This is a genomic window from Variovorax sp. 770b2 (assembly GCF_900115685.1).
Lineage (GTDB): Bacteria > Pseudomonadota > Gammaproteobacteria > Burkholderiales > Burkholderiaceae_C > Variovorax.
Genome location: NZ_FOXJ01000001.1, coordinates 215,946 through 242,826 on the forward strand (window position 1 = coordinate 215,946; position 26,881 = coordinate 242,826).

The following is a 26,881-nucleotide window of genomic DNA, read 5'->3' on the forward strand; positions in this document are numbered from 1 at the left end:
CGTCAGGCGGATTCCGCAGGCTTCGGCGTTGCGGGCGCTTGCGCCGATGCCGCTTCGCCAGTCGCCGATCCGGCCAGCACGCGCTTCCTCACCGCATAGATGTTGTTGCGCAGCGCATAGAGTTCGTCCGCATACGACAGCGGCACCGCCACCTTGTTGACCACGCGATCGAGGTCGTCGAGCTCCTTGAGGAGCGTGTCGCGCTCGCCCGTCTTGGCATCGACCTTGCCTTCGATGTCGCGCAGCCGCGCATACCAGCGGAACACGCGCCGCCGCACGCGGAACTGGTAGAGCGGCGGAATCACGCGGCTCAGCGGCAGCATCAGCACCAGCAGACCGCCCAGCACCAGCCACATGCGCTCCACGAGGTTGCTGGCCCAGAAGGGCAGGTAGCGCTGCCAGAACGGCGGCGTGCCGTTGATCGCGCGGTCGCCCTCGGGGCTCACCGGCAACTCGCTGGTGCGGGTGTTCGGAAAATCGCGCGCCCGGTTGAACCAGCCCGCGCCGCTGTGCACCGTCTGCGCCGATTGCGCGAACAGCTGGCGCAGGGCAGGGTGGGTTTCTTCGCGCGAGAGCAGCGAGGTGGTGGCCGCGAGCAGCGACACGTCCGAGGGCGGCAGGTCTTTCGACAGGTCGACCACGCCGCGCGGCAACGTCACCGCCGAGAGGAACGGAAAGCGCCGCGAGTACGCATCGGCCTGGCCGAAGTCCATCAGCTTGATATCGCCTGCGCGCAGCAGCCGCTGCACCTGCGGCGACTGGGGCGCGGAAGACAGCACGATCGCATCGAGCAGCCCGGCCTGCAGCGCCTCGGCCGCGGCGGCCTGTTCGAGGTTGGACAGCAGCACGTCGTCGGGCCCCAGGCGGTTGGCCTTGAAGAGCCGTTCCATGATCTCGGGCAGCCCGCTGCCGGGCATGTCGACATTCACGCGCAGGCCGCGCAGTTGCGTGAGCGAGGTGAGCGTGCCGGTCTTCTTGTCGACCTTCAGCGCGCTGTCGGCGCGGTAGAAAAGCCAGATCGGCTCGAAGAACAGGCTGCCGAGCGAACTGAGCCCCGCCTCTTCGTCGGCCACCGGGTCGGCGCTGCCGCCGCGCACGAAGCCCACGTCGGCGCCGCCCTTGCGCAGCAGCTCCAGGTTTTCCGAGGCGCCCGAGGTGGGTTTCAGCTCGACCGTGATGCCGCTGGCCTTGAGCGCCGCCGCATAGCGCTTGCCGAACTCCGCATAGGCGCTGCCCGTGGGGCCGGTGGCCAGCGTCACATGCTTGGGCGGCTGCGGCTTCAGGTACCAGTAGGCGGCGACCAGCAGGCCGATCACGAGAAAGATGATGGGCCCGGCCGAGGCGATCAGGTCGCGGATCGACAGCAGGATCAGCTTCAGGGTTCTGGGGAACGCCATGGTGGTCCTTTCTTGTGGTTTCAGCCGCGCGCCGCGGCGAAGTCGGTGGCCGACGGGATGTGCAGGTCGCCCACGGTGACCGATTGCGCCGCGCGCACGGCGCGCAGCGTGGCGATGGCCACCGCCTCGGCCGCCATGGTGCCCAGCACCGTCATGCCCGGCGCGTTGCCTTCGAGCGGCACGCGGCCGGTGGCCAGCGCGAACAGCGTGTCGCCGTCGCTCATCGTGTGCACGGGGTTGATGGCGCGCGCCAGGCCGTCATGGGCGACGCTGGCGAGGCGGTTGGCCTGCACCTTGGTCAGCACCGCGTCGGTGGCGATCACGCCCAGCGTGGTGTTGGTGCCCGCGAGCAGGGGCTTGGGCAGCTCGCCGCGCAGCAGGGCGCGGCGCGTGTCGAGCAAGGCGGTGCCGTCTTCGGTGCGCGCGCCCGCCACGGGCTGCGCGGTGTTGTGGTCGATCACGTCGCCCAGCGAGTTGACCGCGATCAGCGCGCCCACCGTGACGCCGCCGACGATGACCGACGCGGTGCCGATGCCGCCCTTCATCGCGCGGTGCACGCCGAAGAGCTTGCCCACCAGCGCGCCGCTGCCGGCGCCCACGTTGCCCTCGGCGGGCGCGGCGTTCGATGCCGCATCGCAGGCCGCATAGCCGGATGCCGCATCGGGGCGGATGCGCGCATCGCCCATCGGCAGGTCGAACAGCACCGCGGCCGGCACGATGGGCAGGGTGCCGAAGCGCACGTCCATGCCGATGCCGCGCTCCTCGAGCCAGCGCATCGCGCCCTCGGCGGCCGAGAGGCCCCAGGCGCTGCCGCCCGCGAGCATCACCGCATGCACCTGCTGCACCAGGTTGCCGGGCGAGAGCAGGTCGGTCTCGCGCGTGCCCGGCGCGGCGCCGCGCACATCGACACCGGCCACGGCGCCTTCGCGCGCCATGACGACGGTGCAGCCCGTGGGGCGGCGGGTGTCGGAGAAATGGCCGACTTCGATGCCGGCGACGTCGGTGATGGCACCGGCAGAGTTGGAGGGGGAGGACGAAGTGGAAGTCGTGGCTGACATGGCGGCCGATTATGGGACCGTGCCTCCATGGCCTCTACGATGGGCGCCATGACAGTTGCAAGAAGTAGTTTCGCCCCCGGGGGCGATGCACGGCGCCACGTGGTGGTGATCGGCGCGGGCGCGGTGGGCTGCGCCACCGCCATCGAGGCACTGCGCGCGGGCCTGCGCGTGACCCTTCTGGAGCCCGAGACGCCCGGTGGCCCGCAGGCGACGAGCTACGGCAACGCAGGCTGGCTCTCCTCGCATTCGGTGGTGCCGCCCGCGCTCCCCGGCGCCTGGCGCAAGGTGCCGGGCTGGCTGGCCGATCCGCTAGGGCCGCTCGCGGTGCGCTGGCGCCATCTGCCGCGCGCGCTGCCGTGGCTGCTGCGCTACCTGGCCTCGGGCTGGACCGAGGCGCGTGTGCAGCGCACCGCCGAGGCGCTGCGCACCCTGCTGGCGGACGCGCCCGCGCTGCATGCGCAGCTCGCAGCCGAGGCCGGCGTGCCGCAGCTCATCGAGCAGCGCGGACTGCTGCACGCCTACCGCTCGCGCGCCGAGTTCGAAGACGACGCGCTGGGCTGGCGGGTGCGCGAGCGCGTGGGCGTGCAGTGGGAGGAGTGGCCGGCCGACGAGCTGCGCCGCCGCGAACCCGACCTCGATGCGCGCTACACGCTCGGCATCTTCGTGCCCGAGGCCGGCCACTGCCGCGACCCGGGCGCCTACGTGGCCGCGCTGGCGCAGCATGCGGTGGATGCCGGGGCCGAGCGGATCTTCGGTCGCGCCACGGGCTTTCGCATCGAAGGCGGCCGGTTGCGCGCGGTGCGCACGGACCACGGCGACGTCGCCTGCGATGCCGCCGCCATCTGCGCCGGCGCATATTCCGGCCCGCTGGCCGCAGCCGCGGGTTCCCCGGTGCCGCTCGATACCGAACGCGGCTACCACGTGGTCGTCGAAGGCGCGAGCGTCGGGCCGCGCACGCCGGTGATGGTGGCGGACGGCAAGCTCATCGCGCACTGGATGGATGGGGGCCTGCGCGCAGCGGGCCAGGTCGAGATCGGCGGGCTGGACGCCGAGCCCGACTGGCGCCGCGCGGAGATCCTGCATCGCCATCTGCAATCGATGTTTCCGGCGCTGGCAGAAACGGGCGGTGCCAAGACCTTCAGACACTGGCTCGGCCGCCGCCCCAGCATGCCCGACGGGTTGCCCTGCATCGGGCCCTCGGCGGCGAGCGCGGACATCGTGCTCGCGTTCGGCCACGGCCATGTGGGCCTGTGCGGCTCGGCGCGCACGGGGCGGCTGGCGGCGCAGCTGCTCGCCGGCATCGAGCCGGAGACGCCGCTGGCGCCGTTCGATCCGGGGCGATTCAGCTGGCCGGCTCGGGCTCGATCGACAGCACCGTGAGCGCCCCATCGACCTTGTCCGCCGTGAAGCGCACCTTGTCGCCGGGCTTCACCTTGCCGAGCAGCGCGGGGTCCTTCACGCGGAAGACCATCGTCATGCCGGGCATCTCCAGGTTCGGGATGTCGCCGTGCCTGAGGGTGATCTTCTTCGCATCGGTGTCGATCTTGCGCACTTCGCCTTCGACAGCGGGCAGCGCGGCCTGTGCGAAAGCCGCCGCGGCGAGAAGGGCGGCGGAGAGGGTGGTGAGGAGTTTCTTCATCGCCGAACTCCTTCAGCGATAGCTTTGATAGACGCGCGTGCTGCCATCGGCCAGCACGAGCAGCACGTCGTAGGGATCGCGCTGGTCGCCATAGGCCGGGCCGTCCATGCCCGGCGAGCCGACCGGCATGCCCGGCACGGCGAGGCCGACGGCCTTGGGCTTTTCCTTCAGCAGGCGCTGCACTTCGCGCGCGGGCACGTGGCCTTCGAGGGCGTAGCCGCCGATGAGCCCGGTGTGGCACGAGCCCAGCTTGGCGGGCACGCCCAGGCGCGTGCGCGCGGCCGTGTTGCCTTCGTCGTGCACCTTCGTGGCGAAGCCGTTCTTGTTGAGGTGCTTCACCCAGTCCTGGCAGCAGCCGCAGTTCGGGTCTTTCCAGATCTCGACCATCGGCGCCGCGGCGAAAGCGGTGAGCGGCAGGGTGGATGCGAGCGCCAGCAGCGGGGCGGCGCGCTTCAAGAGGGTTCGTCGTTGCATGGTGATCTCCTTGGTTGATTCGTTCATTCAGGATTTCCTGGGCGCGGCGGCCAGCACGCGGATGCGGCCGGCCATGCCGAGTTCGAAGTGGTCTTTCACGAGGCATGCGAAGTCGAAGTCGCCGGCGCGGTTGAAGGTCCAGACCATCTCGCCGGTCTTGCCCGCGGGCACGTGCACCATCCACGGATCGTCGTGTTCCATGTCGGGGTACTTCTTCATCAGGGCCGCGTGGTTCGCGATCTCCGCCTCGGTGCCGAGCACGAGCTCGTGCAGTTCCTTGCCCTTGTTCTTCAGGCGCAGGCGGATGGTGTCGCCCTCGCGCACTTCGATGACCGAAGGCGTGAAGGTCATGTCGTCGGCCATCGCGATGTCGATGGTGCGGCGCACGGCGCCGGCCTTGCCTTCGATGCCCCAGGGCTTCTGCTCGGGCGCGAGCGTGGCCGCGCCCTTCGGCTTCGGCGTGTGGTTTTCATGGGCTTGCGATGCGGCTGCAGTTGCGGCGAGCGCGATGCAGAGGGCGACGGACTTGAAGGTCTTGTTCATGAGATGAACTCCAGAAAATGAAAGTGAATGAGGTCAGTGGTTGTGCGCGCCCGAGGGCTTGCGCACGGTGGCGTCGGTGTTGCTGCTGTCGTCCTGCGATGGCGCGTTGCGCGTGGCCGGCGGCACGGCGGCGCCGGGCACTTCGCGCGCCACCGTGCCGGCCGGGTGCTTGAACCAGCCCGGGTCCTTGTAGTCCCCCGGCTTCTGGTCGCGCCGCACCTTCAAGAGCGTGAACATGCCGCCCATCTCGGCCGAGCCGAACGGGCCGGCGCCGGTCATCATGGGCATCGTGTTGTCGGGAATGGGCATCTCCATGCCGCCCATCCCGCCCATGCCGGCCATGCCCTTGTCGCCCATCACCATGTAGTCGGGCACGAGCTTCCGGATCTTCTCGGCCACGCCCTTGTGGTCCACGCCGATCATGGTCGGCACCGCGTGCCCCATCGGCCCCATGGTGTGGTGCGCCTTGTGGCAGTGCAGCGACCAGTCGCCTTCCTCGTCGGCGATGAATTCCATCTGCCGCATCTGGCCGACCGCCACGTCCACCGACACCTCGGGCCAGCGCGCGGTGCGCGGCACGGGGCCGCCATCGGTGCCGGTCACCTCGAACTCGTGGCCGTGGATATGGATCGGGTGGTTGGTCATCGTGAGGTTGCCCACGCGGATGCGCACGCGATCGCCGCGGCGCACGTTGAGCGTGTCGATGCCCGGGAACACGCGGCTGTTGAAGCTCCAGATGTTGAAGTCGGTCATGGTGTTGACCTTGGGCGTGGCGCTGCCGGGCTCCACGTCGAAGCTGCCGAGCAGAAAGCAGAAGTCGCGCTGCACGGGCTCGATGAGCGGATGGCTCTCCTTCGGATGCGTGACCCAGAAGCCCATCATCCCCATCGCCATCTGCACCATCTCGTCGGCATGCGGGTGGTACATGAAGGTGCCGGGGCGGCGCGCGGTGAATTCGTAGACGAAGGTCTTGCCCGGCGGAATGTGCGGCTGCGTGATGCCGCCCACGCCGTCCATGCCGTTGGGCAGGCGCTGGCCATGCCAGTGCACGGTCGTGTGCTCGGGCAGCCGGTTGGTCACGTAGATGCGCACGCGGTCGCCCTCGACCACCTCGATGGTCGGGCCCGGCGACTGGCCGTTGTAGCCCCACATGTTGACCTTGAAGCCGGGCGCCATCTCGCGCACGACCGGTTCGGCGACGAGGTGGAATTCCTTGACGCCCGCGTTCATGCGCCAGGGGAGCGTCCAGCCGTTGAGGGTGACGACCGGGTTGTACGGGCGGCCGTTCGGGGGCGTGAGCGGCGGTGCCGTGGCTGTAGAGCCTTGAATCACGGGCTCGGGCAGCGCGGCCATCGAGACGCGGCTCACGCCTGCTGCGGCCACGGCCGTGGCGGCGCCTGCGAAGAAGTTGCGGCGGTTCATCTCAGTGCCCTCCCGCCGCGGGCGCATCGCCGGCCGTGGCCGTCTGCAGCGCCGTCATGCCGCCGGGCGAACTGCCCGTGAGCGCGAGCTGCAGGTCGGTGTCGGCGAGCCAGAAATCGCGCTGCGCCTCGATGCCGGCGTTCACCACGAGCATGCTCGCGCGGGTTTCGCCGAGCAACTCCCACACGCTGGCGAGCATGCCGTTGTAGCGCAGCACCATTTCCTCGTTGACCTTCTTGCGCAGCGGCAGCACCTCGTCGCGGTAGCGGCGCGCCAGTGCGTAGGACGTGTTCCAGCCCTGCCAGGCCTCGCGCGCCTCGCTCGCGGCCAGCACGCCCACGTCGCGCACGCGTGCGGCCGATTGCATGTACTGCGCCTCGGCACGCCCGGTGCGCGCCTGGCCCCAGTCGAACAGCGGCAGCGGCAGGTCGAGTTCGAAGCCGCGCTTCGTTTTCTGCGAGCGATCGGCGTCGTTTTCGAAGGTGGTGTTGCGCACCGCGCCGATCTCCATCGCGTTGATCACACGTGTGGCGCGCGTGAGGCCGAGCGAATCGGCCACCGCCGCGTTCTGCGCCTGTGCCGAGCGCACGTCGAGCCGGTCGCGCAGCGCGCGGGCCTGCACGTCGCCCAGGTCGGGCGCGGACTGCGGCAGGGGAGGCAAGCGATCGGGCAGCGTATAGCCCGTGCGCCCGCCGCCGAGGCCAAGCAATCGATTGAGTTGCTCGCGGGAAGCGACGGCCGCCTGCTCGGCGCGCGCGAGTTGCGCCGCGGCATCGGCCAGCAGCAGCTGCTCGCGCGTGCGCTGCAGCGCGCTCCAGTTGCCGGCCTGGGCCATGCGGTGCGCGAGCTCGGCGCCGGCCTCGGCGGCTTCCTTCGCGTCGCGCAGGTACACCACGCTCTGCTGCGCCGACACCGCGCGCACCCACGCGCGGCGCGTGTCGGCGGCCAGTACCAGCACGCTCTGCGCGGCCTGCAGCTTGGCGGCCTCGTGCCGCTGGCCGGCCCACCGTGCCTGCCACGGCAGCGTGACGAGCCCGATCACGTTGAAGCTGAGCATCCGCTCGAACTCGCGCTCGCGGCCCTGCGCCAAACGGCTGAACGAGAGCACCGGGTTCGGCAGGCTCGCGGCCTGCACGCGGTCGGCGTCGCTCAGCTGCAGCGTGGCAAAGGCGTCCTGCACGCGCGGGCTGTTGATGAGCGCGATGCGCACCGCGGCCTCGGCATCGAGCGGCTTGGCGAGCAGCGCATCGACGCTCTTTTGCGAAGCCTCGTCGGGCATGCGTTGGGCCGTGCTGCCCGCCAGGAGCGGGTTGCCTGCGACCAGCGCCTGCACGTCGGCCGAACCGCCGTCGGGTGAAAGGCTGGCGCAGCCGGCCAGCGTCAATGCGCCGGCCAGTGCCGCGGCGCTCCTGAGCAGGTCGCTACTTTTGCGACAGCGAAGGGTGCCGGCAAATTGCCGGCGAAGAATGGGGTTCACGCTCGATCTCCATGAGCAATACGACCAACGCCGAGAGCCGGCAAAGGCTCACTGCGGACGGACTACGGGCAGGGAGATCAGGAAATGGGCGGCTTCAGGCCCGGGGCGGGCTCTGCGCTCGCGAAGCGGGCCGCGTGGGCCGCCGGTGGCGCCTGGGGGGCGCTGTGCACGATGTCGATGAGGGGTGTGCCGCCGAGCGCCACCGTGTGGCAGACCTGGCAGACGGTGCAGGTGCCGCAGCCCTGGTGGTCGGTGCCGTGGTCGTTGTTGCTGCCGTTGCCGCCGTCATCGTGTGCGCCGGCATGGTGTGCCATGGTGTCCATGCCGCTGTCGGCGGCTTCCATGGCTTCATGGCAATGCGCGTCTGCCGCCGCCTTGGCCGGCGCAGCTTCCGCAACCAGCGAGGCTGCGGGCAGCGAGTGCCGCACCATCTCGACTGCCATCGCGTCGCCCAGCCAGCCGCGGATGGGCAGCAGGGCGATCATGAGGGCGAGCAGCAGGGTGCGCATGGGGCGGGATGATAAACCCGTGCCCTAAGACACCAGTTGTCCGCGGGCCTTGTCTGCCCACACCTGCAGGTTGTCGAGCAGGTCCTTCTGGCTGAAGGAGCAACTCTCTTCGCTGAAGAGCGCGCTCGATTCGAGCCGGTCGAGCAGGTTCAGCAAGACCTCGCCATAGCGCGGGGGCAGGGCGCCGAGCAGTTCGGTGCTGGCGCGCGCTTCGGTCGAAAGCGTAGATACCGATCCGCTGCCACCGCTGAGCGCCGCGATGCGGGCCGAGATGGCGTCGAGTTGCTGCGTCGCGCTCATCCCGCCGCCTTTCCGGAAGGCGGCATCGACAGCCCGCGCTCGCGCATCAGGTCGCGCAGCACATCGGGGTAGTCCGTGATGATGCCGTCCGCGCCCCAGTCCATCAGCCGCTGCATGTCGGCACGCTGGTTCACGGTCCAGGGCAGCACCTTCATGCCGAGCTTCTGGGCTTCCTTGATGACGGCCGGCGTGAGGTCGGCATAGGCCGGCGACCAGATCACCGGCCCCGCGCCCTTGCCCGCCGCGGCCTTCACCAACTGCGGCACCGAGGCGAAGCCGGCCGCATCCAGGCCCGCGGTCCAGCGGCTGTCCTTCAGGGTGCGCGGCGTACTGAGATAGGCGCGCGGCAGCTGCGGCGCGAACTGGCCGACAAGGGCCAGCGTGCGCCAGTCGAAGCTCTGGATGGTCACGCGGCCGGCCATCTTCGCCTTGTCGATCTCGGCGAGCAGCGCGCGCACCATGGGCTCGGGCGCGGCGGTTTCGTCCGGCTTGTTCGGATCGATCTTGGTCTCGATGTTGAAGTGCACCGTGGCCGAAGCGGCGCCGCGCGCCTGCACCAGCGCGAACAGCGTGGCGAGCGTCGGGATGCGTTCGCCGTCGCGCGGCTGCTGCAGGGCGAACTGCTTGCCGTAGTTGCTCGTGGGGTTCAGGCGCCCCACGTCGTAGGTCTGCAACTGCGCCAGCGTGAGCGAGCGCACGGCTGCACCACTGTTCGCCGGGAGCCAGTTGCCACTGGCATCGCGCGTGTGGTCGGGGTTGAGCGTGGTGTCGTGCGAAATCACGACCACGTTGTCGGCGGTGAGCCCGATGTCCAGTTCGAGCGTGGTCACGCCCAGGTCGATCGCGTTCGAGAACGCAGCGAGCGTGTTCTCGGGTGCGAGCCCGCGTCCGCCGCGGTGGGCCTGCAGGTCGAAGTGCTGCTTCGCGGTGGGAGCGATGGCGGCGCAGCCCGCGACGAGCAATGCGGCGACGAGCAGGGGGTATTTCATTTCAGCTGCACCTTGATGCCGTTTTCCTGCACGGTGATGTCACCGATCTCGTAGGTCTTGCGGCCCACGGTGAGTTCGTCGGCGGTAAAGCTGCGCAGCACCTGGCCCTGCAGCAGTTCCTGCGCGACCACCGCGCCGACCTTCTGCAGCCGCTCGGCATCGCGGCCTTCCACGCCCTGCAGTTCGAGGCGCTCGGACTTGGGGTGATCCAGACGCAGCGTGCGCGTGGCCGCGTCGTAGCGCAGCGCACTGCTCATCGACACCACGCCCTGCACCGGCGAGGCGGCCAAGAGGGGGCTCGCGATCGTCAGCGTGGCGGTGAGGGCCGCGCGGTTGGTGCCGGCATCCAGCCCCAGTTGCGGATCGCGCAGCCCGACCATGAAGATCTCGGCGTAGCGCTCGGCCACCGGAAAGCGCTTGGCGATCATCGCCTGCAGCTCGTCGCGGCTGGCGGTGTATTCGTTGGTGAAGAAGTTGAAGCCGGCCAGCGCCGCGAACGGGGCTTGCAGGGCCGCGGCGCCCAGCAGCGCGTGCAGCACCCGGCGGCGGGAGATGGGGGAGCGGTGGGGGGACGGGGAGCGGAGGGTCATAGGGGTTCCGAGCTTGCCACAGGCCGATGCGTTCCCGCCAGCGCCGGTGCGGCGCTACCGCCTGTCGGACAGTCAGCCGTCGATGCGCAATTCATAGCGCGCAAAAGACCCGGTTCCCTTCTGGATGACGCTGTGCAGCACGAAGCCGAAGCCTTCGTAGAGCCTGCGCAGCGCCTGCCGGTCCGCCACGCAGTCCAGGCGCAGGTACGGGCGGTCCAGGCCGCGGGTGCGTTCGCGCGCGAAGGTCAGGAGGGCGGTCGATACGCCCTTGCCGCCCCACGACCTGCGAACAGCCAGCTTGTGCACGAACGCCGAGCTGCCGGATTCGATCTCGGGCCAGAAGAAGGGATCTTCCATGTCGATCCGCACCACGCCGGCCACGTCCCCGTTCTCACGTGCGATGAAGTAGCGCCCCGCATCGGTGTCGCGCTGCACGCGTTCGATGCCGACGTCGGTCGCAGACCACAATGGCCGCCCCTCGGTGGCGAGCCATCGAGCGGCTTCGTTCAGGACAGCGGCAACAGTGGCCGCTTCGGCGGGGAGGGCTTGGTCGATGTGCATCGCGGGCGAGGATAGCGGACCGCGAACCGTCAGAGCCATCGTTGACAGGCCGCACGCCAGCAGCGTGCCCCGGTGCGCAGGTCGTCGGGTGCTCCCCGCAGCGAAATCAAGGAGGAGGGCGAAGCCCGGGGGACATTCGCGGAGGGGAGTACCCGATGGCCTGTGCACCCACCCCGAACCGACAGCGAAAAAAATCAGTCGTGCAGCGAAGAAAGAAACTGCTTCAACTCCGCAGTCTGCGGATTGCCGAACAACTCCGCCGGCGGCCCCATCTCATGCACCCGCCCCTGGTGCATGAAGATCACGCGGTCGCTCACCTTGCGCGCGAAGCTCATCTCGTGCGTCACCATCAGGAGCGTCATGCCCTCGTCGGCCAGCGACTCCACCACGCGCAGCACCTCGCCCACGAGCTCGGGGTCCAGGGCCGAGGTGATCTCGTCGCACAGCAGCACGGCCGGCTCCATCGCGAGCGCGCGGGCGATCGCCACGCGCTGCTGCTGGCCGCCCGAGAGCTGGTCGGGCATCGCATCGAACTTCTCGGCGAGGCCCACGCGTTCGAGGAGCTTGCGCGCCTGCGAGGCGGCCTCCAGCGACGCGCGCTTCTTCACCAGCGTGGGCGCGAGCATCACGTTCTTGCCCACCGTGAGGTGCGGAAAAAGATTGAAGCTCTGGAAGATCATCCCCACGCGCTGGCGCAGCTCGCGCATGGCCATCGCGCTCTCGTGCAGCAGCGGCTTGCTGTCCACGGTGAGCGAGCCTTCCTGGAACACCTCCAGCCCGTTGATGCAGCGCAGGAGCGTGCTCTTGCCCGAGCCGCTCTTGCCGATGATGGCGATCACCTCGCCGCGCTTGACGTCCAGGTCGATGCCCTTCAACACCTCGTTGGTGCCGTAGGACTTGCGCAGCGCCGTGATGCGCACGATGGGCGCGGCGAAGGTGCTCGCGGGTTCGGGTTTGGTGGGGTCAAGCACGGCGGCCATGGGTCTTTCTCTCGAGGGTCTTGGCGTACAGGCTCACGGGGAAGCACAGCACGAAATAAAGCAGGGCGACGCAGCTGAACACCACGAAGGGCTTGAAGGTGGCGTTCGAAATCATGCTGCCGGCCTTGGTGAGTTCGACAAAGCCGATCACCGAGGCGAGCGCGGTGCCCTTGATCACCTGCACCAGGAACCCGACCGTCGGCGCGATCGCGATCTTCACGGCCTGCGGCAGGATCACGTGGCGCATCTGCTCGCCGAAGCTCAAGGCCAGGCTGCCCGAGGCCTCCCACTGGCCCTTCGGGATCGAGGCCACGCAACCGCGCCAGATCTCGGTGAGAAAGGCGCTCGTGTAGAGCGTGAGCGCCACGCTCGCGGCCGTCCACGCCGACACGTCGATGCCGAACAGCGCGATGCCGAAGTAGGCGAGAAAAAGCTGCATCAGCAGCGGCGTGCCCTGGAAGAGCTGCACGTACAGGCCCACGGCCTTGCCCGCGATGCGGCCGCCGCGCAGCCGCGCGAACAGCAGCAGCCCGCCCACGATGCCGCCGCCGATGAAGGCGATCAGCGAGAGCACCACGGTCCAGCGCAGCGCCATCAGCAGGTTGCGCACGATGTCCCACAGAGAAAAATCACTCATGGCAATGGGCTCCTCGTGTTCAGCGGCCGAAGAAGAACTTCGGCCCCGCCCAGTCGAGCAGCCGCCGCAGCGCCACCGACAGCGCGAGATAGATCAGCGTGGCGATGATGAAAGCCTCGAACGCGCGGAAGTTGCGGCTCTGGATCAGGTTGGCCGCGTAGCTCAGCTCCTCGGTCGAGATCTGGCCGCACACCGCCGAGCCCAGCATCACGATGATGATCTGGCTCACCATCGCCGGCCACACCTTCTTGAGCGCGGGCGGCAGCACCACGCGCAAAAAGACCTGCGCCTTGCTGAGCGCGAGGCTCACGGCGGCTTCGATCTGCCCCTTGGGCGTGGCCTCGATGCCGGCGCGGATGATCTCGGTGGAGTAGGCGCCGAGATTCATCACCATCGCGATCACCGACGCCACCTCGGGCGAAAGCTTCACGCCCGCCGCGGGCAGCCCGAAGAAGATGAAGAACAGCTGCACGATGAAGGGCGTGTTGCGGATCAGCTCCACGTACGTGCCCACGATGAGCCGCAGCCAGCGCGGCCCGCCCGAGCGGGCCCACGCACAGAAGATGCCCACGATCATGCCCAGCACGGTGCCGATGGCGGTGAGCCCGATGGTCCACGCCACGCCGCGCAGCAGCAGCGGCCATTCGGCGAGCACCGCGCCAAAGTCAAACTCGATGTTCATGGCCGCGTGATTCGATCAGACCGGAAGATCGCCGGCTGCCTTGCCGAGCCACTTCTTCGACATGGCGTCCAGCGTGCCGTCCTTCCTGGCGGCGGCGATGATTTCGTTGACCTTGGTCTTCAATGCGGTTTCACCCTTGGCGATGCCGACGAAGCAGGGGCTGTCTTTCAGCAGCAGCTTGAACTCGGCGCTCACCTTCGGATTCCTGGCGAGCATGTCGCCGGCGACCGCCGCGCTGGTCGCGAGGGTTTGCGTCTGGCCGGCCACGAAGGCCGCGATGGTCGCGTTGTTGTCTTCGAAGCGGCGGTAGTCGACGTTCGGCGGCGCCACCTTGTTCAGCTCCTGGTCTTCCATCGCGCCGCGCGTCACGGCGACGGTCTTGCCGGCCATCTCGGAGAAGTTGGTGAGCTTCATGCTCTTGGCGGCGTACACGGCCTGGAAGAAGGGCGCGTAGGCCGACGAAAAATCGATCACCTTCTCGCGCTCGGGGTTCTTGCCGAGCGTGGAGATCACCAGGTCTGCCTTGCGCGTCTGCAGGTACGGGATGCGGTTGGCGCTGGTGACGGGCACCAGCTCGATCTTCACGCCCAGCTTGCTGGCGATGAGCTCGGCCATCTCCACGTCCAGGCCTTGCGGCTTCATGTTCTTGTCGACCGAGCCATACGGCGGATAGTCGGTCGGCACGGCGATCTTGATGGTCTTGGCCTTGAGCACGTTGTCCAGCGCGTTCTGGGCGTGGGCACCGCCGGCCGCGGCCAGCAGGGCGACGGAGGCGAACGCGAGGGCGATGTGGCGTTTCGATGCAGAGAAAGTCATAGCAGGGCTCCTAGGTAAGTCGATGAATCGGTGTCGTCGGGGGATGACGCGGGCTTGCGGCGTTTGGGTTTGGCAGAAGCGGCTGCCGTGTTCTGCAGCGGCGCGAGCGCATCGCGAAGTTGAGCGAGCGGATCGGTGGGCGCCTGCACGCGCAGCGCCGACTGCACCGTGCCGATGTGTTCGGCCATCAGCGCCTCGGCGCGCGCGTGGTCGCCGCGCTCCAGCGCCGCGACGATCTGCACGTGGTCTTCGCACGACTGCACCGCGTCGTGCGTGCTCTGGTAGAGCATGGCAATCAGCGTGGTGCGCGCGGTGAAGTCGCGCAGCGTGTCGGCCAGGAGCGTGTTGCCCAGGCACTCGGCCAGGCACACGTGGAAGTCGCCGAGCAAAAAGCTGCGGTTGCCGACGTCGCTCTCTTTCAGTGCCGCTTTTTCACGCTGCAGGTGCGCCTTCAGCTGGCGCAGGGCCGCCTTGTCGATCTTGCCGGTGCTGCCCGCGCTGCGGATGAGGCCCAGCTCGATGACGCGCCGCGCCTCGAAGGCCTCGCGCGCTTCTTCCTGCGAGGGCTCGATCACGAACCAGCCGCGCCGCGCGCTCACGGTGACGATGCCGCGCGCCGCCAGCCGGGTGAGGGCTTCGCGCACGATGGTGCGGCTGCAGTCGAAGAGCATGGCCAGCTGCTGCTCGCCCAGGCGCGAGCCCGGCGCGAGCTTCTGCGCCATCACCGCTTCGACGATGCGCGCACTGATTTCGGATGCGGATGTAGACATTCGCCTGCATACCAGCAGCTTTTGTGCCAACTGGTATGCAAGGCGTGTGCACCGAAATGGATCGGTGTGGGGCGAATGCTTTTGTTCGGGGCGCGCTTGCGCCGCAGGCGTGCGTCGCGTGGCGTATGCCCCGACGCTCAATCCATCCGCGCGCCCGAAGCCTTCACCGCCTTGTCCCAGCGCGGCGTTTCCGTCGCGAGGAAGCGCGCGAAGTCTTCGCTGCCCAGGTAGGCCGGGTCCGCGCCCTGGCTCACCATGCGCTCGCGCACCTCGGGGCTGGTCAGCACCTGCCTGAAGGCATCGCTCAATTTGGCGACCACGTCTTTCGGCGTGTCCTTCGGCGCGAGGAAGCCGTAGAAGCCCACCACCTCGAAGCCCTTGACGCCCGACTCGATGACCGTCGGCACGTCGGGCAGCGCGGGGTTGCGCTCGCGGCTGGTCACGGCCAGTGCGCGCACCTTGCCCTGCTTGTGGTAGTTGGCGGCCTGCGGGATCGACTCGGCCATGAACTGCACCTGCCCGCCCATCAGGTCGGTGAAGGCCGGCGCGCTGCCGCGGTAGGGGATGTGCACCATGAAGAGGCCGGTCGCCGTCTTGAACATCTCGGGCACCAGGTGGCTGATGCCGCCGTTGCCGGCCGAGCCGTAGTTGACCTGGCCGGGGCGCGCCTTGGCGTAGTCGATGAATTGCTTCAGGTTCTGCACCGGCAGCTTGGGCGTGACCAGCAAGGCCAGCGGCTGCATCGCGGTGCGCGCGATCGGCACGAAGTCGCGCTGCGTGTTGTAGGGCAGCTTGCTGTAGAGCGCGCCGTTGATCACCGCCACGCCGGTGTTGGCCAGCATCAGCGTGTAGCCGTCGGCCGGGCTCTTGGCGACCGCGTCCGCACCGACCGAGCCGCCCGCGCCGGGCTTGTAGTCGACGATCAGCGGCTGGCCGAGCACGGCCTGCAGCTTGTCGGTGAGCAGGCGCGCATGCTGGTCGAGCGGGCCGCCGGCCGGAAAGCCGATGACCACCTTGATCGGCTTGTCGGGGTAGGCGGCGATGGCCGCCGTCGTGCCGAATGCGCCGAGCGCGAAAGAAAGGACCGCCAGCGCGGTCCGGTTGGGCTTGTTCATGATCCGTCTCCTTGTTGTGGAGACGATCATAAGCAGCGCGCTCAGCCGGCCAGCGTGGCCTTCAGCGTGATCTCGGGCACGCTCGCGAGCGCCTTGGACAGCGGGCAGCCGGCCTTGGCGGCGGCTGCGAGCTCCTGGAACTTCGCTTCATCCAGGTTGGGTACGGCCGCGTCCAGTTCGAGCTGGATGCGATCGATCTTGAACCCGGCGCCGTCCTTGGCCAGCCGCACGGCCGCCTTGGTGTCGATGCGCGTGGCCGCGAGGCCCGCCGCTTCCAGCGCGAAGGCGAAGGCCATCGTGAAGCAGGCCGCATGGGCCGCGCCGACGATCTCCTCGGGGTTGGTGCCGCGCTTGTCGTCCTCGAAGCGGCTGGCGAAGCCGTAGGGGTAGTCCTTCAAGGCGCCGGTCTCGGTGCTGACCAGGCCCTTGCCGGTCTTGCCGGCGCCTTCCCAGTGAACGCTTGCGTGCTTGTCTGCTGCCATGGAAATTCCTTCGGTCGGGTTGTGGGTTGCTTGGAGGGAGAACCGCAGGTATCGCTCCGAAAGCCGCGCCTGTCTGTAGTCGCAGGGCGCATCGCGCATCACCCATCACCCATCGCCCATCGCCCATCGCCCATCGCCCATCGCCCATGACGATGCCGCCCGCGCCGCCCTCCGGGGCCGACGTCAGCCGCCGTGCACGCCGGCCGTGCTGAGCTTCAGCTGCCCCCGGACTTCGCCCGCCGGCCAGGCGGCGGTCGATACGCTGACATACCAGAGGCCGGCCATGAGGTCGGCCACCTGCGCCTTCGTCAACGTGCTTCGGCCGGTCAGCTCGTAGCCGGCGTCGGAGCCCGGGTTGTGCTGTACGCCCTGGCTGTGCGGCGGCAACTGGATCGCCAGCGGGCCGTTGCTGCCCTTGGCGGCAGGGCCATAGAAGCCCGCGAGCGTCGCCGGCCCGCTCAGGCGCGCGTAGTTCACGCGCCACGCGAACGCACCGGTGGCCAGCGTCAGCGTTCCGAACATCGAGCCGCCGGCACTGCCGGCGTGGCGCGGGACCACCTCCTCGGTGCCGAGCCAGCAGTCGATCGGCACCCACTCCGGCGGATCGCGCGGCAAGGCCGCTGTCTCGTCCGGCAATCCGATCCCCGAGACCAGCGCGCAGCCCGAGGCGGCCAGCGTGGCACCGAGGAGGAGGGACCGTCGGCGGAATGTTTTTCGTGCGGGTTCGAGCATGAAGGGCAGGACTTGTCTGCGGGCGCGCGGCCCCGGGGTCCGCACGATAGCCGATGGCCCGGATGTACGAAAAAAGCGCGTCGCCAATGTGACGTTCCGGGGGCTTCCCCGATGGGAGGCGCGGCCCGGGCCGCTTAGGCTGGCGTGCCTTCATCCCATCCGCCCGTTCCCTCCCGCCTGTTCTCACCATGCAACAACGCCCGCACTACAAGTTCTGGCCCAGACGCCTCCCGCATTCGCTCACCGTTCCCGCCACGTCGCTGTGGCACAACCTCGCGACCTCCGCCGCCCGCTATCCCGACAAGGCCGCGCTCGTGTTCTTCGGCCGCGTGATGAGCTACCGCGAGCTGGCCGAGCAGGTCGAGCGGCTGGCCGGCACGCTGCATGCGCTGGGCGTGCAGCGCGGCGACCGCGTGGTGCTGAACATGCAGAACTGTCCGCAGCTCGTCGTCGCGCACTTCGCGATCCTGCGGGCCAACGCGGTGGTGGTGCCGGTCAATCCGATGAACCGGGCCGAGGAGCTCAAGCACTACATCGTCGACCCCGACGCCAAGGTGGCGCTCACCACCGGCGACCTCGCCGCCGAGCTGGCCAAGGCCAGCGACGCGCTGCCGGCCGCGCAGCAGCTCGCGCACATCATCGTGACCCAGTTCACCGACGCCTTCGACGCCGATGTTTCCGGCGACGACGCGCCGGCCCCCGCGTGGACCGCCTGGCTCGGCACCCGCCACCCGCTGCCCGCGCTCGCCGGCGGCCAGGTGATGGCGTGGACCGATGCGCTCGAAGCCGGCCGCCCGGCCCCCGCGCACGTGGTGGGCGCCAACGACATGGCCTTGCTGCCCTACACCAGCGGCACCACCGGCCTGCCCAAGGGCTGCGTGCACCACCATTCGAGCCTGATGCACAACGCGGTGTCGGGCCAGCTCTGGAGCCAGGCGACATCGGAGGTGGTGGTGCTGGCCGTGGTGCCCATGTTCCACATCACCGGCGTGGTGAGCATGCTGCACACCTCGATCCTCGCGGCAGCCACGCTGGTCATCATGCCGCGCTGGGACCGCGACGTGGCCGGCCGGCTGATCTCGCGCTGGAAGGTGACGAGCTGGACCAACATTCCGACCATGGTGATCGACCTCATGGCCAGCCCCAATTTCGCGAGCTACGACCTGTCGAGCATGACCCACATCGGCGGCGGCGGCGCCGCGATGCCGCAGGCCGTGGCGCAGCGCCTGTTCGAGCAGTACGGCCTGAAGTACCTGGAAGGCTACGGCCTCACCGAAACCGCCGCGCCCTCGCACACCAACCCCTTCGACAACCCCAAGCAGCAGTGCCTGGGCATTCCGTTCATGAGCACCGATGCGCGCGTGGTCGACCCCGACACGCTCGCGGAAATGCCCATCGGCGAATCGGGCGAGATCATCATCCACGGCCCCGAGGTGTTCCAGGGCTACTGGAAGCGCCCCGACGCCACCCGGGCCGCCTTCGTCGAGTTCGAGGGCAAGCGCTTCTTCCGCTCGGGCGACATGGGCCGCATGGACGAGGACGGCTACTTCTTCATGACCGACCGCCTGAAACGCATGATCAACGCGAGCGGCTTCAAGGTGTGGCCGGCCGAAGTAGAACTGCTGATGTTCCGCCACCCCGCGATCCAGGAGGCCTGCGTCATCTCGACCAAGGACGACTACCGCGGCGAATCGGTCAAGGCCGTGGTGGTGCTGCGCGCGACGCACAAGGACACGACAGAGCAGGAGATCATCGACTGGTGCCGCGAGAACATGGCGGTCTACAAGATCCCGCGCAAGGTGCAGTTCGTGGAGGCGCTCCCCAAGAGCGGCAGCGGCAAGGTGATGTGGCGGTTGTTGCAGGAAGACGAAAACAAATGATTCGGCCGGATGGCGCGGGCGCTTCGCGTCGAGAATCTTTCCCCTCTCTCTTCTCGCAACGCGTCCGTTCCATTCCTGCATGCGCTTTCGCTCGTTCCTTCCTTGCGTTTTCTTCTCCCTTCTTCCACTGCTGGCGCAAGCCGCACCCCGCACCTGCCTTGTCGTCGGCGTGACCGACGGCGACACGCTCACCGCGCGTTGCGGGCACATCGGGTCCTACGAACAGGTCAAGGTGCGCATCGCCGCCATCGACGCCCCTGAGAAAAAGCAGCCCTACGGCCAACGAAGCCGGCAGGCGCTCAGCCGCCTCTGCCATGCCGAGAAGGCGGTCATCACCGAGCGCGACACCGACCGCTACGGCCGCACCGTGGCCGACGTGTCGTGCAACGGCGAGGACGCCGGCAGCCGCATGGTGTCCGAGGGCTGGGCCTGGGTGTACGACTACAACAAGATCGCCACGAAGCGCGGCGGCGGTTTGTTCAAGCTGCAGGACAGCGCGCGCTCGCGGCACCTGGGACTGTGGGCCGATGCGAAGCCGGTGGCGCCGTGGGACTGGCGCAAGCAGCAGCGTGAATCGCGCGAGTCGCATTGGGGTGAAGGCTTCTTCTAAGGTCCGTCCTTGTTCAGGGCGGCACTCGCGCCGACGGTGGGCTCTGTTTCGCGAATGTCCTCCGGCCTGCGGCCTCCCCCTTGATTTCGCGAAACAGAGCCCACCATCGGCGCGAGCGCTTCAGAGCAGTCGTTGATCGGCGGTTCACGCTGAGCGTGCCCAGTGCGCAGGGCATCGGGTGCTCCCCGCAGCGAAATTAAGGAGGAGGGCGAAGCCCGGGGGACATTCGCGGAGGGGAGTACCCGGTGGCCTGTGCACGCCGCCCCGAACACCCGGCCCCGAACGCTCCGCACAGGCCGAAAGAATTGCCAGGCCCCCAGCGCCAGTATTTCGTCGCAATTGCTTCCCGAATTGAATTCGCGCGTCCGGAGAATTAAAAAAGCTGGACGAAGAAATTCACGCTGTTTCCCACCTCGCAGGTCAATGCAATATTGCGCAATGGCTGGTAATTCGGCATGGAAAGCGTCGTGATCGTCAATTGAATCGAACGGTCGGTATTCACGCGGAAACGGATGATCTCGTTCACCGGCTGGTTGCCCGGGCCGAGCGTGAAATGGGTGTTCGAGAACGCGATCGTTCCGTTGGGCAGGAGATTGAATGGATCGATGACCAGCCCGCCGCTCACGGCCGGGCTCGGCTCGCCGGAGCTGTCGTTCCTGCACCTGGAGAGGTCGAAGCTCGTGCGCACGGCCTGGCCGCGCATCAGCGCCCTGGTGAGCGCGGGCACGTCGTCCAGGGGAATGGACTGGGCATGGGCGAAGAGCGGCGCGGCTAGGCAGGCCGCGGCGGCTACGTATTTACGTAGGAAACAGGTCATTGCAATTCCTGGAGTCGAATTTAAAAATAAGCCTCAAGAATTGCAAAAAATCGATGAAATTTCAATTCAGCCATTGGAATTAAATTACGGAAGCCTGTCATCCAAAAGGGTTCCCGATGTCATGGGAGATTCACGGGTTCACGCGAACATCGAAAGTTCTAACAACCCCCATGACAAAGAGATCAGAGAAATGGCCAAAGACTTCGACCGGATGGAGGACTCCAACCCTTCCGCCAACCCCACGATCCACGACGTGTCCGACCCGAAGCGCCGGGTGCTCGTGCGCGGCGGTCTCGCGGCGGCGGTGGCCGGGCTTTTCGGGCCGCTCGCAGCCGGCGCGCTGGCCGGTTGCACCACCACCACCACCAGCGGCAGTGCGTCGGTGAGCACGCTGGGCCGCGCCATCGGCTTCAAGAGCGTGCCCATGGCTGCCGTCGATCGCGTCGTCGTGCCCGAGGGCTACAGCGCGCAGGTGCTCTACCGCTGGGGCGACGCCACGGGCATCGCGGGCCGCATGCCCGCCTTCAAGACCGACGGCTCCAACACCGCCGACGAACAGGCCCTGCAGGCCGGCATGCACCACGACGGCATGGCCTTCTTTCCGATCGACGGATCGAACCGCGGCCTCCTGGTGCTGAACCACGAATACGTCGACGACGGCCTGCTGCACACCGACGGCATGAAGACCTGGACGCCCGAGAAGGTGCGCAAGTCGATGCACGCGCACGGCGTGTCGGTCATCGAGCTGCAGCGCGAGGGCGCGAAGTGGTCGCAGGTGCTGCCCTCGCGTTTCGCGCGCCGCATCACCGCGCTCACGCCGATGACGCTCACCGGCCCCGCCGCCGGCCACCCGATGCTGCGCACCGCGGGCGACCCGGGCGGCACGCAGGTGCTGGGCACCTACAACAACTGCTCCAACGGCCAGACGCCGTGGGGCACCTACCTCACCTGCGAGGAAAACTTCGCCGACTACTTCGAAGGCACCGACACCCCCGACGCCCACCAGAAGCGCTGGGGCATCAGGAAGGGCAACGGCGCGAAGTACCGCTGGCACGAGCATGAGGAGCGCTTCGACGTGGCCAGGCATCCGAACGAATCGAACCGCTACGGCTGGGTGGTCGAGATCGATCCGCAGGACCCGGCATCGACCCCGCGCAAGCGCACCGCCATGGGCCGCGCCGCGCACGAAGGCGCCGCCGTCGCGCTCACCAACGACGGCCGCGCCGTCGTCTACATGGGCGAGGACTCGCGCTTCGAATACATCTACAAGTTCGTGAGCCGCGACAAGGTGCAGCCCGGCGGCGCCGCCGCCAACCGCGAACTCCTGGACCACGGCACGCTGTATGTCGGCCGCTTCGACGTGGACGGCACGGGCGAGTGGCTGCCGCTCATCCAGGGCCGGAACGGGCTCGTCGCCGACAAGGGCTTCGCGAGCCAGGGCGACGTGCTCATCAAGGCGCGCCAGGCGAGCGACCTCCTGGGCGCCACCAAGATGGACCGCCCCGAATGGACCACCGTCGATCCGCTGACGAAGGAGGTCTACTGCACGCTCACCAACAACAGCAACCGCGGCGCGCCGGGCCAGCCCTTCATGGACGCGGCCAATCCGCGCTCCAACAACACGATGGGCCAGATCATCCGCTGGAAGGAAAGCGGCGACCTCGATGCGACCAAGTTCGACTGGAGCCACCTGGTGCTCGCGGGCGACCCCAAGCAGTCGCGCTACGAGGCGCAGGGCAACATCAAGGGCGACACCTTCGGCAGCCCCGACGGCCTGCTGGTCGATGCGCGCGGCGTGCTGTGGATCGAGACCGACGTGTCGACCTCCACGCTCGGCAAGGGCGAGTACGGCAACCTGCCGAACAACCAGATGCTGGCGTGCGACCCTACGAAGGGCGAGATCCGGCGCTTCCTCGTCGGCCCTTCGGGCTGCGAGATCACCGGCCTCACGGCCACGCCGGACCTGCGCACGCTGTTCATCAACATCCAGCATCCGGGCGAGCCGGCCAACGAGCGCAGCGACCCGGAGCGTCCGCTCGCGGTGTCCAAGTGGCCCGATGGCGCGGGGCGCCCGCGCTCGGCCACCGTCGCCATCACGAAGAACGACGGCGGCGTGATCGGGACCTGATGCCGGGAGCGGCGGCGCTCAGCAGGCGCCGCTGCTCCAGCAGCGCAGCGAGGGCATGAACAGGCCCAGGGCGAAGGTGATGGCGCAGAACACCAGCAGGATCAGCGCTGCCATGCGCAGTCCCTCGGCGTTCCAGCGCGGCGCGAAGCCGCTGATGAAACCCGAGGCCCACGTGCCCTCGATCCGCTCCGCGCCGCCCCAGCGCAGCACCCAGACCAGGAACAGCGCTTCGAGCGCATGAATGGCGATCCACCAGATCAGCGACAACATGGCCTCGGCTCCTCTGTTTCAGGATTCGCTCTTGCCCTGCACGTCGGCCACCACGCGCGCATTGCGCTGGAAGCTCCAGTACGCGCCCGCCCAGTCCATCATCACGACGACGCGGTTGCGAAAGCCGATGAGGAAGTACGCGTGCGCGAACAGCCAGAACAGCCACGCGAGCCGGCCGCTGAAACGCAGCGGGCCGAAGGGGGTACCCAGGTCCACCACCGCCGAATTGCGGCCGATGGTGGCCAGGTTGCCGTAGTCCGCATAGCGGAACGGCACGGTCGGCTGGCCCGCGATGCGGCGCAGGATGTTCGACGCCGCGGCGCGCCCCATCTGCTTGGCGCCGGGCGACACGCCGGGCACCGGCTTGGGCTCCTTGCCGGGCGCATGGCTCATGGCGGCGGCGAGGTCGCCCACCACGCTGATTTCGGGGTGGCCCGCGAGGCCGAGGTCGGGCTCGACCTTGATGCGGCCCGCGCGGTCGCATTCGACGCCGGTTGCGGTGCCGAGCATGCGGCCCAGCGGCGAGGCCGCGACGCCCGCGGCCCAGACCACGCAGCTGCTGTCGATCCGGTAGCTCGCGACCGGTGCGCCATCCGCGCCGCCGCCGGTCTGCACTTCGAGCCCCGTCGCATCGATGGCGGTGACGCGGGCATTCAGCCGCACTTCGACGCCGAGCTTTTCCAGCTGCTCGAGCGCCTTCTGGCTCAAGCTTTCGGGCATGGCCTGCAGCACGCGCGGGCCGCCTTCCACAAGCAGCACCTGCGAGCTGCTCGGGTCGATGTGGCGGAACTCGCCCGAGAGCGTGTGCTTGGCGATTTCGGCGAGCGTGCCGGCCATCTCCACGCCGGTCGGGCCGGCGCCGATCACCACGAAGGTGAGGAGCGCGCGGCGCAGCGCGGGGTCGGTGGTGGTCTCGGCGGTCTCGAACGACAGCAGCACGCGGCGGCGGATCTCGAAGGCATCGGCCAGCGTCTTCAGGCCCGGCGCGACGGGCGCCCATTCGTCGTGGCCGAAATAGCTGTGCGTGGCGCCGGCGGCGACGACCAGGTGGTCGTAGGGCACGCTGGTGCCGCTGGCCAGCTGCACCGTGCGGCCGGCCGGATCGATGGCGCTCACTTCGCCCAAGAGCGTCGTGATGTTCGGTTGCTTGCGAAACAGCGCGCGCACCGGCGCGGCGATGGAGGGCGCGGCGAGCCCGGCGGTCGCCACCTGGTAGAGCAGGGGCTGGAACAGGTGGTGGTTGGTCTTGTCGATCACGGTGACATCGACGTCGGCGCTCTGCAGCTTGCGGGCCGCCTCGAGTCCGCCGAATCCGCAGCCGACGATGACGACCTTGGGCCTGGCCGGGGAGGTGTTCGTTTGCATCGAACGGATGATACGCAGCCGCCCTGCACACCCCGCCATCTTGTGCCACAGTGGCTGCCCGTCGAATTTCCGGCGGCAGCCCTGCGGCGTTTTGTCCTACGGACGGCGCCGACCCGGATGGGCTAAAACTTGCGGCTGACCCGACTGGAGACCCCATGACGCTTTCCCGGCCGATCACACAGGCGGCGAGCACACTGCGCGACAGATTCCGCGACGTGCGCGCCACGACCCTGGCCCTGGCCGCCCCGCTTTCCGCCGAAGACCAGTGCATCCAGTCGATGCCCGATGCGAGCCCGACCAAGTGGCATCTCGCGCACACGACGTGGTTCTTCGAGACCGTGCTGCTGCAGCCGCATGCGCAGGGCTACGAGCCTTTCGACACACGGTTCCATTACCTCTTCAACTCGTACTACGAGGCGCTCGGGCCGCGGCATCCGCGCCCGCAGCGCGGGCTGCTCACGCGGCCGTCGGTGGACGAGGTGCATGCGTACCGGCGGCATGTGGACGAGGCGGTGCTGGCGCTGCTCGAAGGCGGCATCCAGGCGCAGGACTGGGCCGCCATCGAGCCCATCGTCACGCTGGGCTTGAACCACGAGCAGCAACACCAGGAGCTGCTGCTGACCGACATCCTGCACGCGCTCTCGTGCAATCCGCTGCTGCCCGCGTACAAGCCTGCGAGCGGGCCCGCGTTGCGCCTGGCCGCAGTACCGCAGCCTGTACGGTGGCTTTCGCAGCCCGGCGGCATCGCCGAGGTGGGACATGCGGGCTCCGGTTTTTCCTTCGACAACGAGACGCCGCGACACCAGGCGCTGCTGCGGCCGTATGCGATTGCTGACCGGCTCGTGAACTGCGGCGACTACGCGCAGTTCATCGCCGATGGAGGCTATCAGCGTGCGGAGCTGTGGCTCTCCGATGGATGGGCCGCGGTGCAGGCCAATGGCTGGCGCCATCCGGCGTACTGGCTCGCGGCCGACGATCCGCGCCTGGGCCTCGATCCGCAGCACCCCCATCAGCAGCCGCAGGGGGGTGCCGGCTGGCAGGTGTTCGGCCTGCACGGCGTGCGGCCGATGGAGGCCGATGCGCCGGTGGCGCAGCTGAGTTTTTATGAAGCCGCCGCTTATGCCGAATGGGCCGGCGCGCGGCTGCCGACCGAGTTCGAATGGGAGGCCGCGTTCGACGCGCCCGGCATCACGCAGATGACCGGCCACGTCTGGCAGTGGACGCGTTCCTCCTACGACCCGTACCCGGGCTTTCGCCCGATGCCCGGCATCGCGGCCGAATACAACGGCAAGTTCATGGTGGGGCAACTGGTGCTGCGCGGCGGCAGCGTGGCCACGCCGGCCGGGCACGCACGGCCCAGTTATCGCAATTTCTTTCCGCCGGCAGCGCGCTGGCAATTCTCGGGGCTGCGGCTCGCGAAAGACCTTTGATCATGCGCAATCCAACTTCTTCCTCGTCGCTGTCTTCGTTCGTTGCCTCGAAGTCGGCCAAGACGCCCCGCTCGCCGGCGGCTGTCGTGCCGCTGTCCGAATTCGGACGGGAGATGCAGGCAGGTCTTGCGCGCACGCCGCGCAGCATCTCGCCCAAGTTTTTCTACGACGTGGCGGGCTCGCAGCTGTTCGACCGCATCTGCGACTTGCCCGAGTACTACCCGACGCGCACCGAACTGCGCATCCTGGGTGAATGCGCGGGCGAGATCGCCGGGCAGGTCGGACCGAACGCGGAGATCGTGGAGTTCGGCGCTGGCTCGCTCACGAAAGTGCGACTGCTGCTCGATGCGCTCGAAACGCCCAAGCGCTATCTGCCGATCGACATTTCGGGGGAGCACCTGGAGGCGGCTGCGCAGCGGCTGAAGGCGGACTATCCGGCGCTCGTGGTGCAGCCCATTGCCGCGGACTACACGATGCCCCTGGTGCTGCCTGCGCCGATGGCGGGTTCCGGTCGCCGCGTCGGTTTTTTCCCGGGCTCGACGATCGGCAATTTCGAGCCTGAGGAGGCGCTGGCTTTCCTGCAGCTCGCGGCGCGGATGCTGCGTGGGGGCGGGCTGCTGATCGGGGTCGATCTGGTGAAGGCGCCGGAGCGCTTGCATGCGGCTTACAACGATGCGCAAGGGGTGACTGCGGACTTCAATCTGAATCTGCTTCGGCGTGCGAATGCCGAACTGGATGCGGACTTCGATCTGGATGGTTTTGCGCATGCGGCGTTCTACAACGCGCCTCGGCAGCGGATCGAGATGCATCTGGTGAGCCGCAAGGCCCAGAGCGTTTCCTTGAATGGGGAACGGTTTGGGTTCGAGGAGGGCGAGACCATTCACACCGAGTACTCGCACAAGTTCACTGTGGATGGGCTTCGTGCGCTGGCTGTTCGTGCCGGCTTCCGGCCGGGGGCGGTTTGGACGGACCCGGAGAAGCTCTTCAGCGTTCACTGGCTGGCTGCCTAGTTTTCTTTCCGAGGCCGGGTCTCGCCCCGGCGGGCGACTCACTTTCTTTTGCTTCGCCAAAAGAAAGTAAGCAAAGAAAAGGCGACCCCACTGTCTGCGACCCCTTCGCTGCGCTACGTAGCGAAGCGAAGGGTCGCAGACAGCAGGGTCGCCTTTTCTTTTGCCTACGTTTCTTTGGCGAAGCAAAGAAACGTAGGT

29 protein-coding genes are annotated in these 26,881 nt (G+C 68.3%); 6 read left to right on the plus strand and 23 right to left on the minus strand.

The window, feature by feature from the left end; genetic code table 11:
• Positions 1 to 2: 2 nt before the first annotated feature.
• On the minus strand, positions 3 to 1,397 hold the full coding sequence (locus BM133_RS00855) for a TAXI family TRAP transporter solute-binding subunit (protein ID WP_093430982.1): 1,395 nt from the start codon (positions 1,395 to 1,397) through the stop codon (positions 3 to 5).
• Between the two features lie 20 nt (positions 1,398 to 1,417).
• Positions 1,418 to 2,455, minus strand: coding sequence for a P1 family peptidase (locus BM133_RS00860; protein WP_093430984.1), 1,038 nt, complete (start codon positions 2,453 to 2,455; stop codon positions 1,418 to 1,420).
• Between the two features lie 48 nt (positions 2,456 to 2,503).
• Between BM133_RS00860 and BM133_RS00865 the strand changes: the two genes are divergently transcribed.
• Positions 2,504 to 3,835, plus strand: coding sequence for an NAD(P)/FAD-dependent oxidoreductase (locus BM133_RS00865; RefSeq protein WP_093434931.1), 1,332 nt, complete (start codon positions 2,504 to 2,506; stop codon positions 3,833 to 3,835).
• Here BM133_RS00865 and BM133_RS00870 read toward each other — a convergent pair.
• From BM133_RS00870 to BM133_RS00955, 18 genes are all read right to left on the minus strand, one after another.
• Positions 3,798 to 4,094: a copper-binding protein gene (locus BM133_RS00870; protein ID WP_093430985.1), complete on the minus strand. Its 297-nt coding sequence runs from the start codon at positions 4,092 to 4,094 to the stop codon at positions 3,798 to 3,800. The genes BM133_RS00865 and BM133_RS00870 overlap by 38 nt on opposite strands.
• Before the next feature lie 12 nt (positions 4,095 to 4,106).
• Positions 4,107 to 4,568, minus strand: coding sequence for a DUF411 domain-containing protein (locus BM133_RS00875; protein ID WP_093434933.1), 462 nt, complete (start codon positions 4,566 to 4,568; stop codon positions 4,107 to 4,109).
• Between the two features lie 27 nt (positions 4,569 to 4,595).
• On the minus strand, positions 4,596 to 5,111 hold the full coding sequence (locus BM133_RS00880; RefSeq protein ID WP_093430987.1) for a cupredoxin domain-containing protein: 516 nt from the start codon (positions 5,109 to 5,111) through the stop codon (positions 4,596 to 4,598).
• Positions 5,112 to 5,144: 33 nt separating this feature from the next.
• Entirely contained in the window at positions 5,145 to 6,533 is a 1,389-nt protein-coding gene (locus BM133_RS00885; protein ID WP_093430988.1) for a multicopper oxidase family protein, read from the minus strand.
• A 1-nt stretch (position 6,534) separates the two neighbouring features.
• Positions 6,535 to 8,010, minus strand: coding sequence for a TolC family protein (locus tag BM133_RS00890; protein ID WP_093430990.1), 1,476 nt, complete (start codon positions 8,008 to 8,010; stop codon positions 6,535 to 6,537).
• A 77-nt stretch (positions 8,011 to 8,087) separates the two neighbouring features.
• Complete coding sequence (locus BM133_RS00895; RefSeq protein ID WP_093430991.1) at positions 8,088 to 8,519, minus strand: hypothetical protein; 432 nt, start codon at positions 8,517 to 8,519, stop codon at positions 8,088 to 8,090.
• A gap of 24 nt (positions 8,520 to 8,543) precedes the next feature.
• A complete protein-coding gene (locus BM133_RS00900; RefSeq protein ID WP_093430992.1) occupies positions 8,544 to 8,819 on the minus strand; it encodes a hypothetical protein in 276 nt (91 codons plus the stop codon).
• On the minus strand, positions 8,816 to 9,808 hold the full coding sequence (locus BM133_RS00905) for a glycerophosphodiester phosphodiesterase (RefSeq protein WP_093430994.1): 993 nt from the start codon (positions 9,806 to 9,808) through the stop codon (positions 8,816 to 8,818). Before BM133_RS00905 ends, BM133_RS00900 begins: the two co-directional genes overlap by 4 nt.
• Positions 9,805 to 10,398: a YceB family lipoprotein gene (locus BM133_RS00910; RefSeq protein WP_093430995.1), complete on the minus strand. Its 594-nt coding sequence runs from the start codon at positions 10,396 to 10,398 to the stop codon at positions 9,805 to 9,807. Before BM133_RS00910 ends, BM133_RS00905 begins: the two co-directional genes overlap by 4 nt.
• 72 nt (positions 10,399 to 10,470) lie before the next feature.
• Complete coding sequence (locus BM133_RS00915) at positions 10,471 to 10,959, minus strand: GNAT family N-acetyltransferase (protein ID WP_093430996.1); 489 nt, start codon at positions 10,957 to 10,959, stop codon at positions 10,471 to 10,473.
• Positions 10,960 to 11,153: 194 nt separating this feature from the next.
• Positions 11,154 to 11,939, minus strand: a complete 786-nt coding sequence (locus tag BM133_RS00920; RefSeq protein ID WP_093430998.1) for an amino acid ABC transporter ATP-binding protein — start codon at positions 11,937 to 11,939, stop codon at positions 11,154 to 11,156.
• The gene (locus BM133_RS00925) at positions 11,923 to 12,576 is read right to left on the minus strand and encodes an amino acid ABC transporter permease (protein WP_093430999.1); all 654 of its coding nucleotides are present in this window, start codon (positions 12,574 to 12,576) and stop codon (positions 11,923 to 11,925) included. The genes BM133_RS00920 and BM133_RS00925 overlap by 17 nt, the downstream gene beginning before the upstream one ends.
• Positions 12,577 to 12,595: 19 nt before the next feature.
• Positions 12,596 to 13,258, minus strand: a complete 663-nt coding sequence (locus tag BM133_RS00930; RefSeq protein WP_093431000.1) for an amino acid ABC transporter permease — start codon at positions 13,256 to 13,258, stop codon at positions 12,596 to 12,598.
• Positions 13,259 to 13,273: 15 nt separating this feature from the next.
• A complete protein-coding gene (locus BM133_RS00935; RefSeq protein ID WP_093431002.1) occupies positions 13,274 to 14,074 on the minus strand; it encodes a transporter substrate-binding domain-containing protein in 801 nt (266 codons plus the stop codon).
• Positions 14,071 to 14,844 (minus strand): GntR family transcriptional regulator, encoded by a 774-nt coding sequence (locus BM133_RS00940; protein ID WP_093431003.1) that lies wholly within the window; start codon positions 14,842 to 14,844, stop codon positions 14,071 to 14,073. The genes BM133_RS00935 and BM133_RS00940 overlap by 4 nt, the downstream gene beginning before the upstream one ends.
• Positions 14,845 to 14,981: 137 nt before the next feature.
• Positions 14,982 to 15,959 (minus strand): Bug family tripartite tricarboxylate transporter substrate binding protein, encoded by a 978-nt coding sequence (locus BM133_RS00945; protein ID WP_093431005.1) that lies wholly within the window; start codon positions 15,957 to 15,959, stop codon positions 14,982 to 14,984.
• A 41-nt stretch (positions 15,960 to 16,000) separates the two neighbouring features.
• Positions 16,001 to 16,441, minus strand: coding sequence for an OsmC family protein (locus tag BM133_RS00950; RefSeq protein WP_093431006.1), 441 nt, complete (start codon positions 16,439 to 16,441; stop codon positions 16,001 to 16,003).
• Positions 16,442 to 16,624: 183 nt separating this feature from the next.
• Complete coding sequence (locus BM133_RS00955) at positions 16,625 to 17,077, minus strand: CHRD domain-containing protein (protein ID WP_218158338.1); 453 nt, start codon at positions 17,075 to 17,077, stop codon at positions 16,625 to 16,627.
• 284 nt (positions 17,078 to 17,361) lie between these two features.
• Here BM133_RS00955 and BM133_RS00960 point away from each other — a divergent pair, with 284 nt between their 5' ends.
• Both BM133_RS00960 and BM133_RS00965 read left to right on the plus strand, forming a co-directional pair.
• Positions 17,362 to 19,053: a long-chain fatty acid--CoA ligase gene (locus tag BM133_RS00960; protein ID WP_093431009.1), complete on the plus strand. Its 1,692-nt coding sequence runs from the start codon at positions 17,362 to 17,364 to the stop codon at positions 19,051 to 19,053.
• A gap of 79 nt (positions 19,054 to 19,132) precedes the next feature.
• Positions 19,133 to 19,663, plus strand: a complete 531-nt coding sequence (locus BM133_RS00965) for a thermonuclease family protein (protein ID WP_093431011.1) — start codon at positions 19,133 to 19,135, stop codon at positions 19,661 to 19,663.
• 373 nt (positions 19,664 to 20,036) lie between these two features.
• Here BM133_RS00965 and BM133_RS00970 read toward each other — a convergent pair whose 3' ends face one another.
• On the minus strand, positions 20,037 to 20,480 hold the full coding sequence (locus tag BM133_RS00970; RefSeq protein WP_093431012.1) for a VirK family protein: 444 nt from the start codon (positions 20,478 to 20,480) through the stop codon (positions 20,037 to 20,039).
• A 190-nt stretch (positions 20,481 to 20,670) separates the two neighbouring features.
• Here BM133_RS00970 and BM133_RS00975 point away from each other — a divergent pair, with 190 nt between their 5' ends.
• Positions 20,671 to 22,608, plus strand: a complete 1,938-nt coding sequence (locus tag BM133_RS00975; protein ID WP_093431014.1) for a PhoX family protein — start codon at positions 20,671 to 20,673, stop codon at positions 22,606 to 22,608.
• An 18-nt stretch (positions 22,609 to 22,626) separates the two neighbouring features.
• Here the strand turns inward: BM133_RS00975 and BM133_RS00980 are convergent, their stop codons facing one another.
• Positions 22,627 to 22,878, minus strand: coding sequence for a hypothetical protein (locus BM133_RS00980; RefSeq protein ID WP_093431015.1), 252 nt, complete (start codon positions 22,876 to 22,878; stop codon positions 22,627 to 22,629).
• Between the two features lie 18 nt (positions 22,879 to 22,896).
• On the minus strand, positions 22,897 to 24,243 hold the full coding sequence (locus BM133_RS00985) for an NAD(P)/FAD-dependent oxidoreductase (RefSeq protein WP_093431017.1): 1,347 nt from the start codon (positions 24,241 to 24,243) through the stop codon (positions 22,897 to 22,899).
• Between the two features lie 155 nt (positions 24,244 to 24,398).
• On the opposite strand from BM133_RS00985, the gene egtB reads away from it, so the two are divergent.
• Together egtB and egtD are read left to right on the plus strand one after the other, a co-directional pair.
• Positions 24,399 to 25,673, plus strand: a complete 1,275-nt coding sequence (gene egtB / locus BM133_RS00990) for an ergothioneine biosynthesis protein EgtB (protein ID WP_093431018.1) — start codon at positions 24,399 to 24,401, stop codon at positions 25,671 to 25,673.
• A gap of 113 nt (positions 25,674 to 25,786) precedes the next feature.
• The gene (egtD, locus tag BM133_RS00995) at positions 25,787 to 26,683 is read left to right on the plus strand and encodes an L-histidine N(alpha)-methyltransferase (RefSeq protein WP_256219184.1); all 897 of its coding nucleotides are present in this window, start codon (positions 25,787 to 25,789) and stop codon (positions 26,681 to 26,683) included.
• Positions 26,684 to 26,881: the final 198 nt, after the last annotated feature.

What these genes read in the sequence shown, in the direction of transcription:
- BM133_RS00855 (WP_093430982.1), bottom strand. Translation starts at nt 1,397, where the DNA reads ATGGCGTTCCCCAGAACCCTGAAGCTGATCCTGCTGTCGATCCGCGAC.
- BM133_RS00860 (WP_093430984.1), bottom strand. Translation starts at nt 2,455, where the DNA reads ATGTCAGCCACGACTTCCACTTCGTCCTCCCCCTCCAACTCTGCCGGT.
- BM133_RS00865 (WP_093434931.1), top strand. Translation starts at nt 2,504, where the DNA reads ATGACAGTTGCAAGAAGTAGTTTCGCCCCCGGGGGCGATGCACGGCGC.
- BM133_RS00870 (WP_093430985.1), bottom strand. Translation starts at nt 4,094, where the DNA reads ATGAAGAAACTCCTCACCACCCTCTCCGCCGCCCTTCTCGCCGCGGCG.
- BM133_RS00875 (WP_093434933.1), bottom strand. Translation starts at nt 4,568, where the DNA reads ATGCAACGACGAACCCTCTTGAAGCGCGCCGCCCCGCTGCTGGCGCTC.
- BM133_RS00880 (WP_093430987.1), bottom strand. Translation starts at nt 5,111, where the DNA reads ATGAACAAGACCTTCAAGTCCGTCGCCCTCTGCATCGCGCTCGCCGCA.
- BM133_RS00885 (WP_093430988.1), bottom strand. Translation starts at nt 6,533, where the DNA reads ATGAACCGCCGCAACTTCTTCGCAGGCGCCGCCACGGCCGTGGCCGCA.
- BM133_RS00895 (WP_093430991.1), bottom strand. Translation starts at nt 8,519, where the DNA reads ATGCGCACCCTGCTGCTCGCCCTCATGATCGCCCTGCTGCCCATCCGC.
- BM133_RS00900 (WP_093430992.1), bottom strand. Translation starts at nt 8,819, where the DNA reads ATGAGCGCGACGCAGCAACTCGACGCCATCTCGGCCCGCATCGCGGCG.
- BM133_RS00905 (WP_093430994.1), bottom strand. Translation starts at nt 9,808, where the DNA reads ATGAAATACCCCCTGCTCGTCGCCGCATTGCTCGTCGCGGGCTGCGCC.
- BM133_RS00910 (WP_093430995.1), bottom strand. Translation starts at nt 10,398, where the DNA reads ATGACCCTCCGCTCCCCGTCCCCCCACCGCTCCCCCATCTCCCGCCGC.
- BM133_RS00915 (WP_093430996.1), bottom strand. Translation starts at nt 10,959, where the DNA reads ATGCACATCGACCAAGCCCTCCCCGCCGAAGCGGCCACTGTTGCCGCT.
- BM133_RS00920 (WP_093430998.1), bottom strand. Translation starts at nt 11,939, where the DNA reads ATGGCCGCCGTGCTTGACCCCACCAAACCCGAACCCGCGAGCACCTTC.
- BM133_RS00925 (WP_093430999.1), bottom strand. Translation starts at nt 12,576, where the DNA reads ATGAGTGATTTTTCTCTGTGGGACATCGTGCGCAACCTGCTGATGGCG.
- BM133_RS00930 (WP_093431000.1), bottom strand. Translation starts at nt 13,258, where the DNA reads ATGAACATCGAGTTTGACTTTGGCGCGGTGCTCGCCGAATGGCCGCTG.
- BM133_RS00935 (WP_093431002.1), bottom strand. Translation starts at nt 14,074, where the DNA reads ATGACTTTCTCTGCATCGAAACGCCACATCGCCCTCGCGTTCGCCTCC.
- BM133_RS00940 (WP_093431003.1), bottom strand. Translation starts at nt 14,844, where the DNA reads ATGTCTACATCCGCATCCGAAATCAGTGCGCGCATCGTCGAAGCGGTG.
- BM133_RS00945 (WP_093431005.1), bottom strand. Translation starts at nt 15,959, where the DNA reads ATGAACAAGCCCAACCGGACCGCGCTGGCGGTCCTTTCTTTCGCGCTC.
- BM133_RS00950 (WP_093431006.1), bottom strand. Translation starts at nt 16,441, where the DNA reads ATGGCAGCAGACAAGCACGCAAGCGTTCACTGGGAAGGCGCCGGCAAG.
- BM133_RS00960 (WP_093431009.1), top strand. Translation starts at nt 17,362, where the DNA reads ATGCAACAACGCCCGCACTACAAGTTCTGGCCCAGACGCCTCCCGCAT.
- BM133_RS00965 (WP_093431011.1), top strand. Translation starts at nt 19,133, where the DNA reads ATGCGCTTTCGCTCGTTCCTTCCTTGCGTTTTCTTCTCCCTTCTTCCA.
- BM133_RS00970 (WP_093431012.1), bottom strand. Translation starts at nt 20,480, where the DNA reads ATGACCTGTTTCCTACGTAAATACGTAGCCGCCGCGGCCTGCCTAGCC.
- BM133_RS00975 (WP_093431014.1), top strand. Translation starts at nt 20,671, where the DNA reads ATGGCCAAAGACTTCGACCGGATGGAGGACTCCAACCCTTCCGCCAAC.
- BM133_RS00980 (WP_093431015.1), bottom strand. Translation starts at nt 22,878, where the DNA reads ATGTTGTCGCTGATCTGGTGGATCGCCATTCATGCGCTCGAAGCGCTG.
- BM133_RS00985 (WP_093431017.1), bottom strand. Translation starts at nt 24,243, where the DNA reads ATGCAAACGAACACCTCCCCGGCCAGGCCCAAGGTCGTCATCGTCGGC.
- egtB (WP_093431018.1), top strand. Translation starts at nt 24,399, where the DNA reads ATGACGCTTTCCCGGCCGATCACACAGGCGGCGAGCACACTGCGCGAC.
- egtD (WP_256219184.1), top strand. Translation starts at nt 25,787, where the DNA reads ATGCAGGCAGGTCTTGCGCGCACGCCGCGCAGCATCTCGCCCAAGTTT.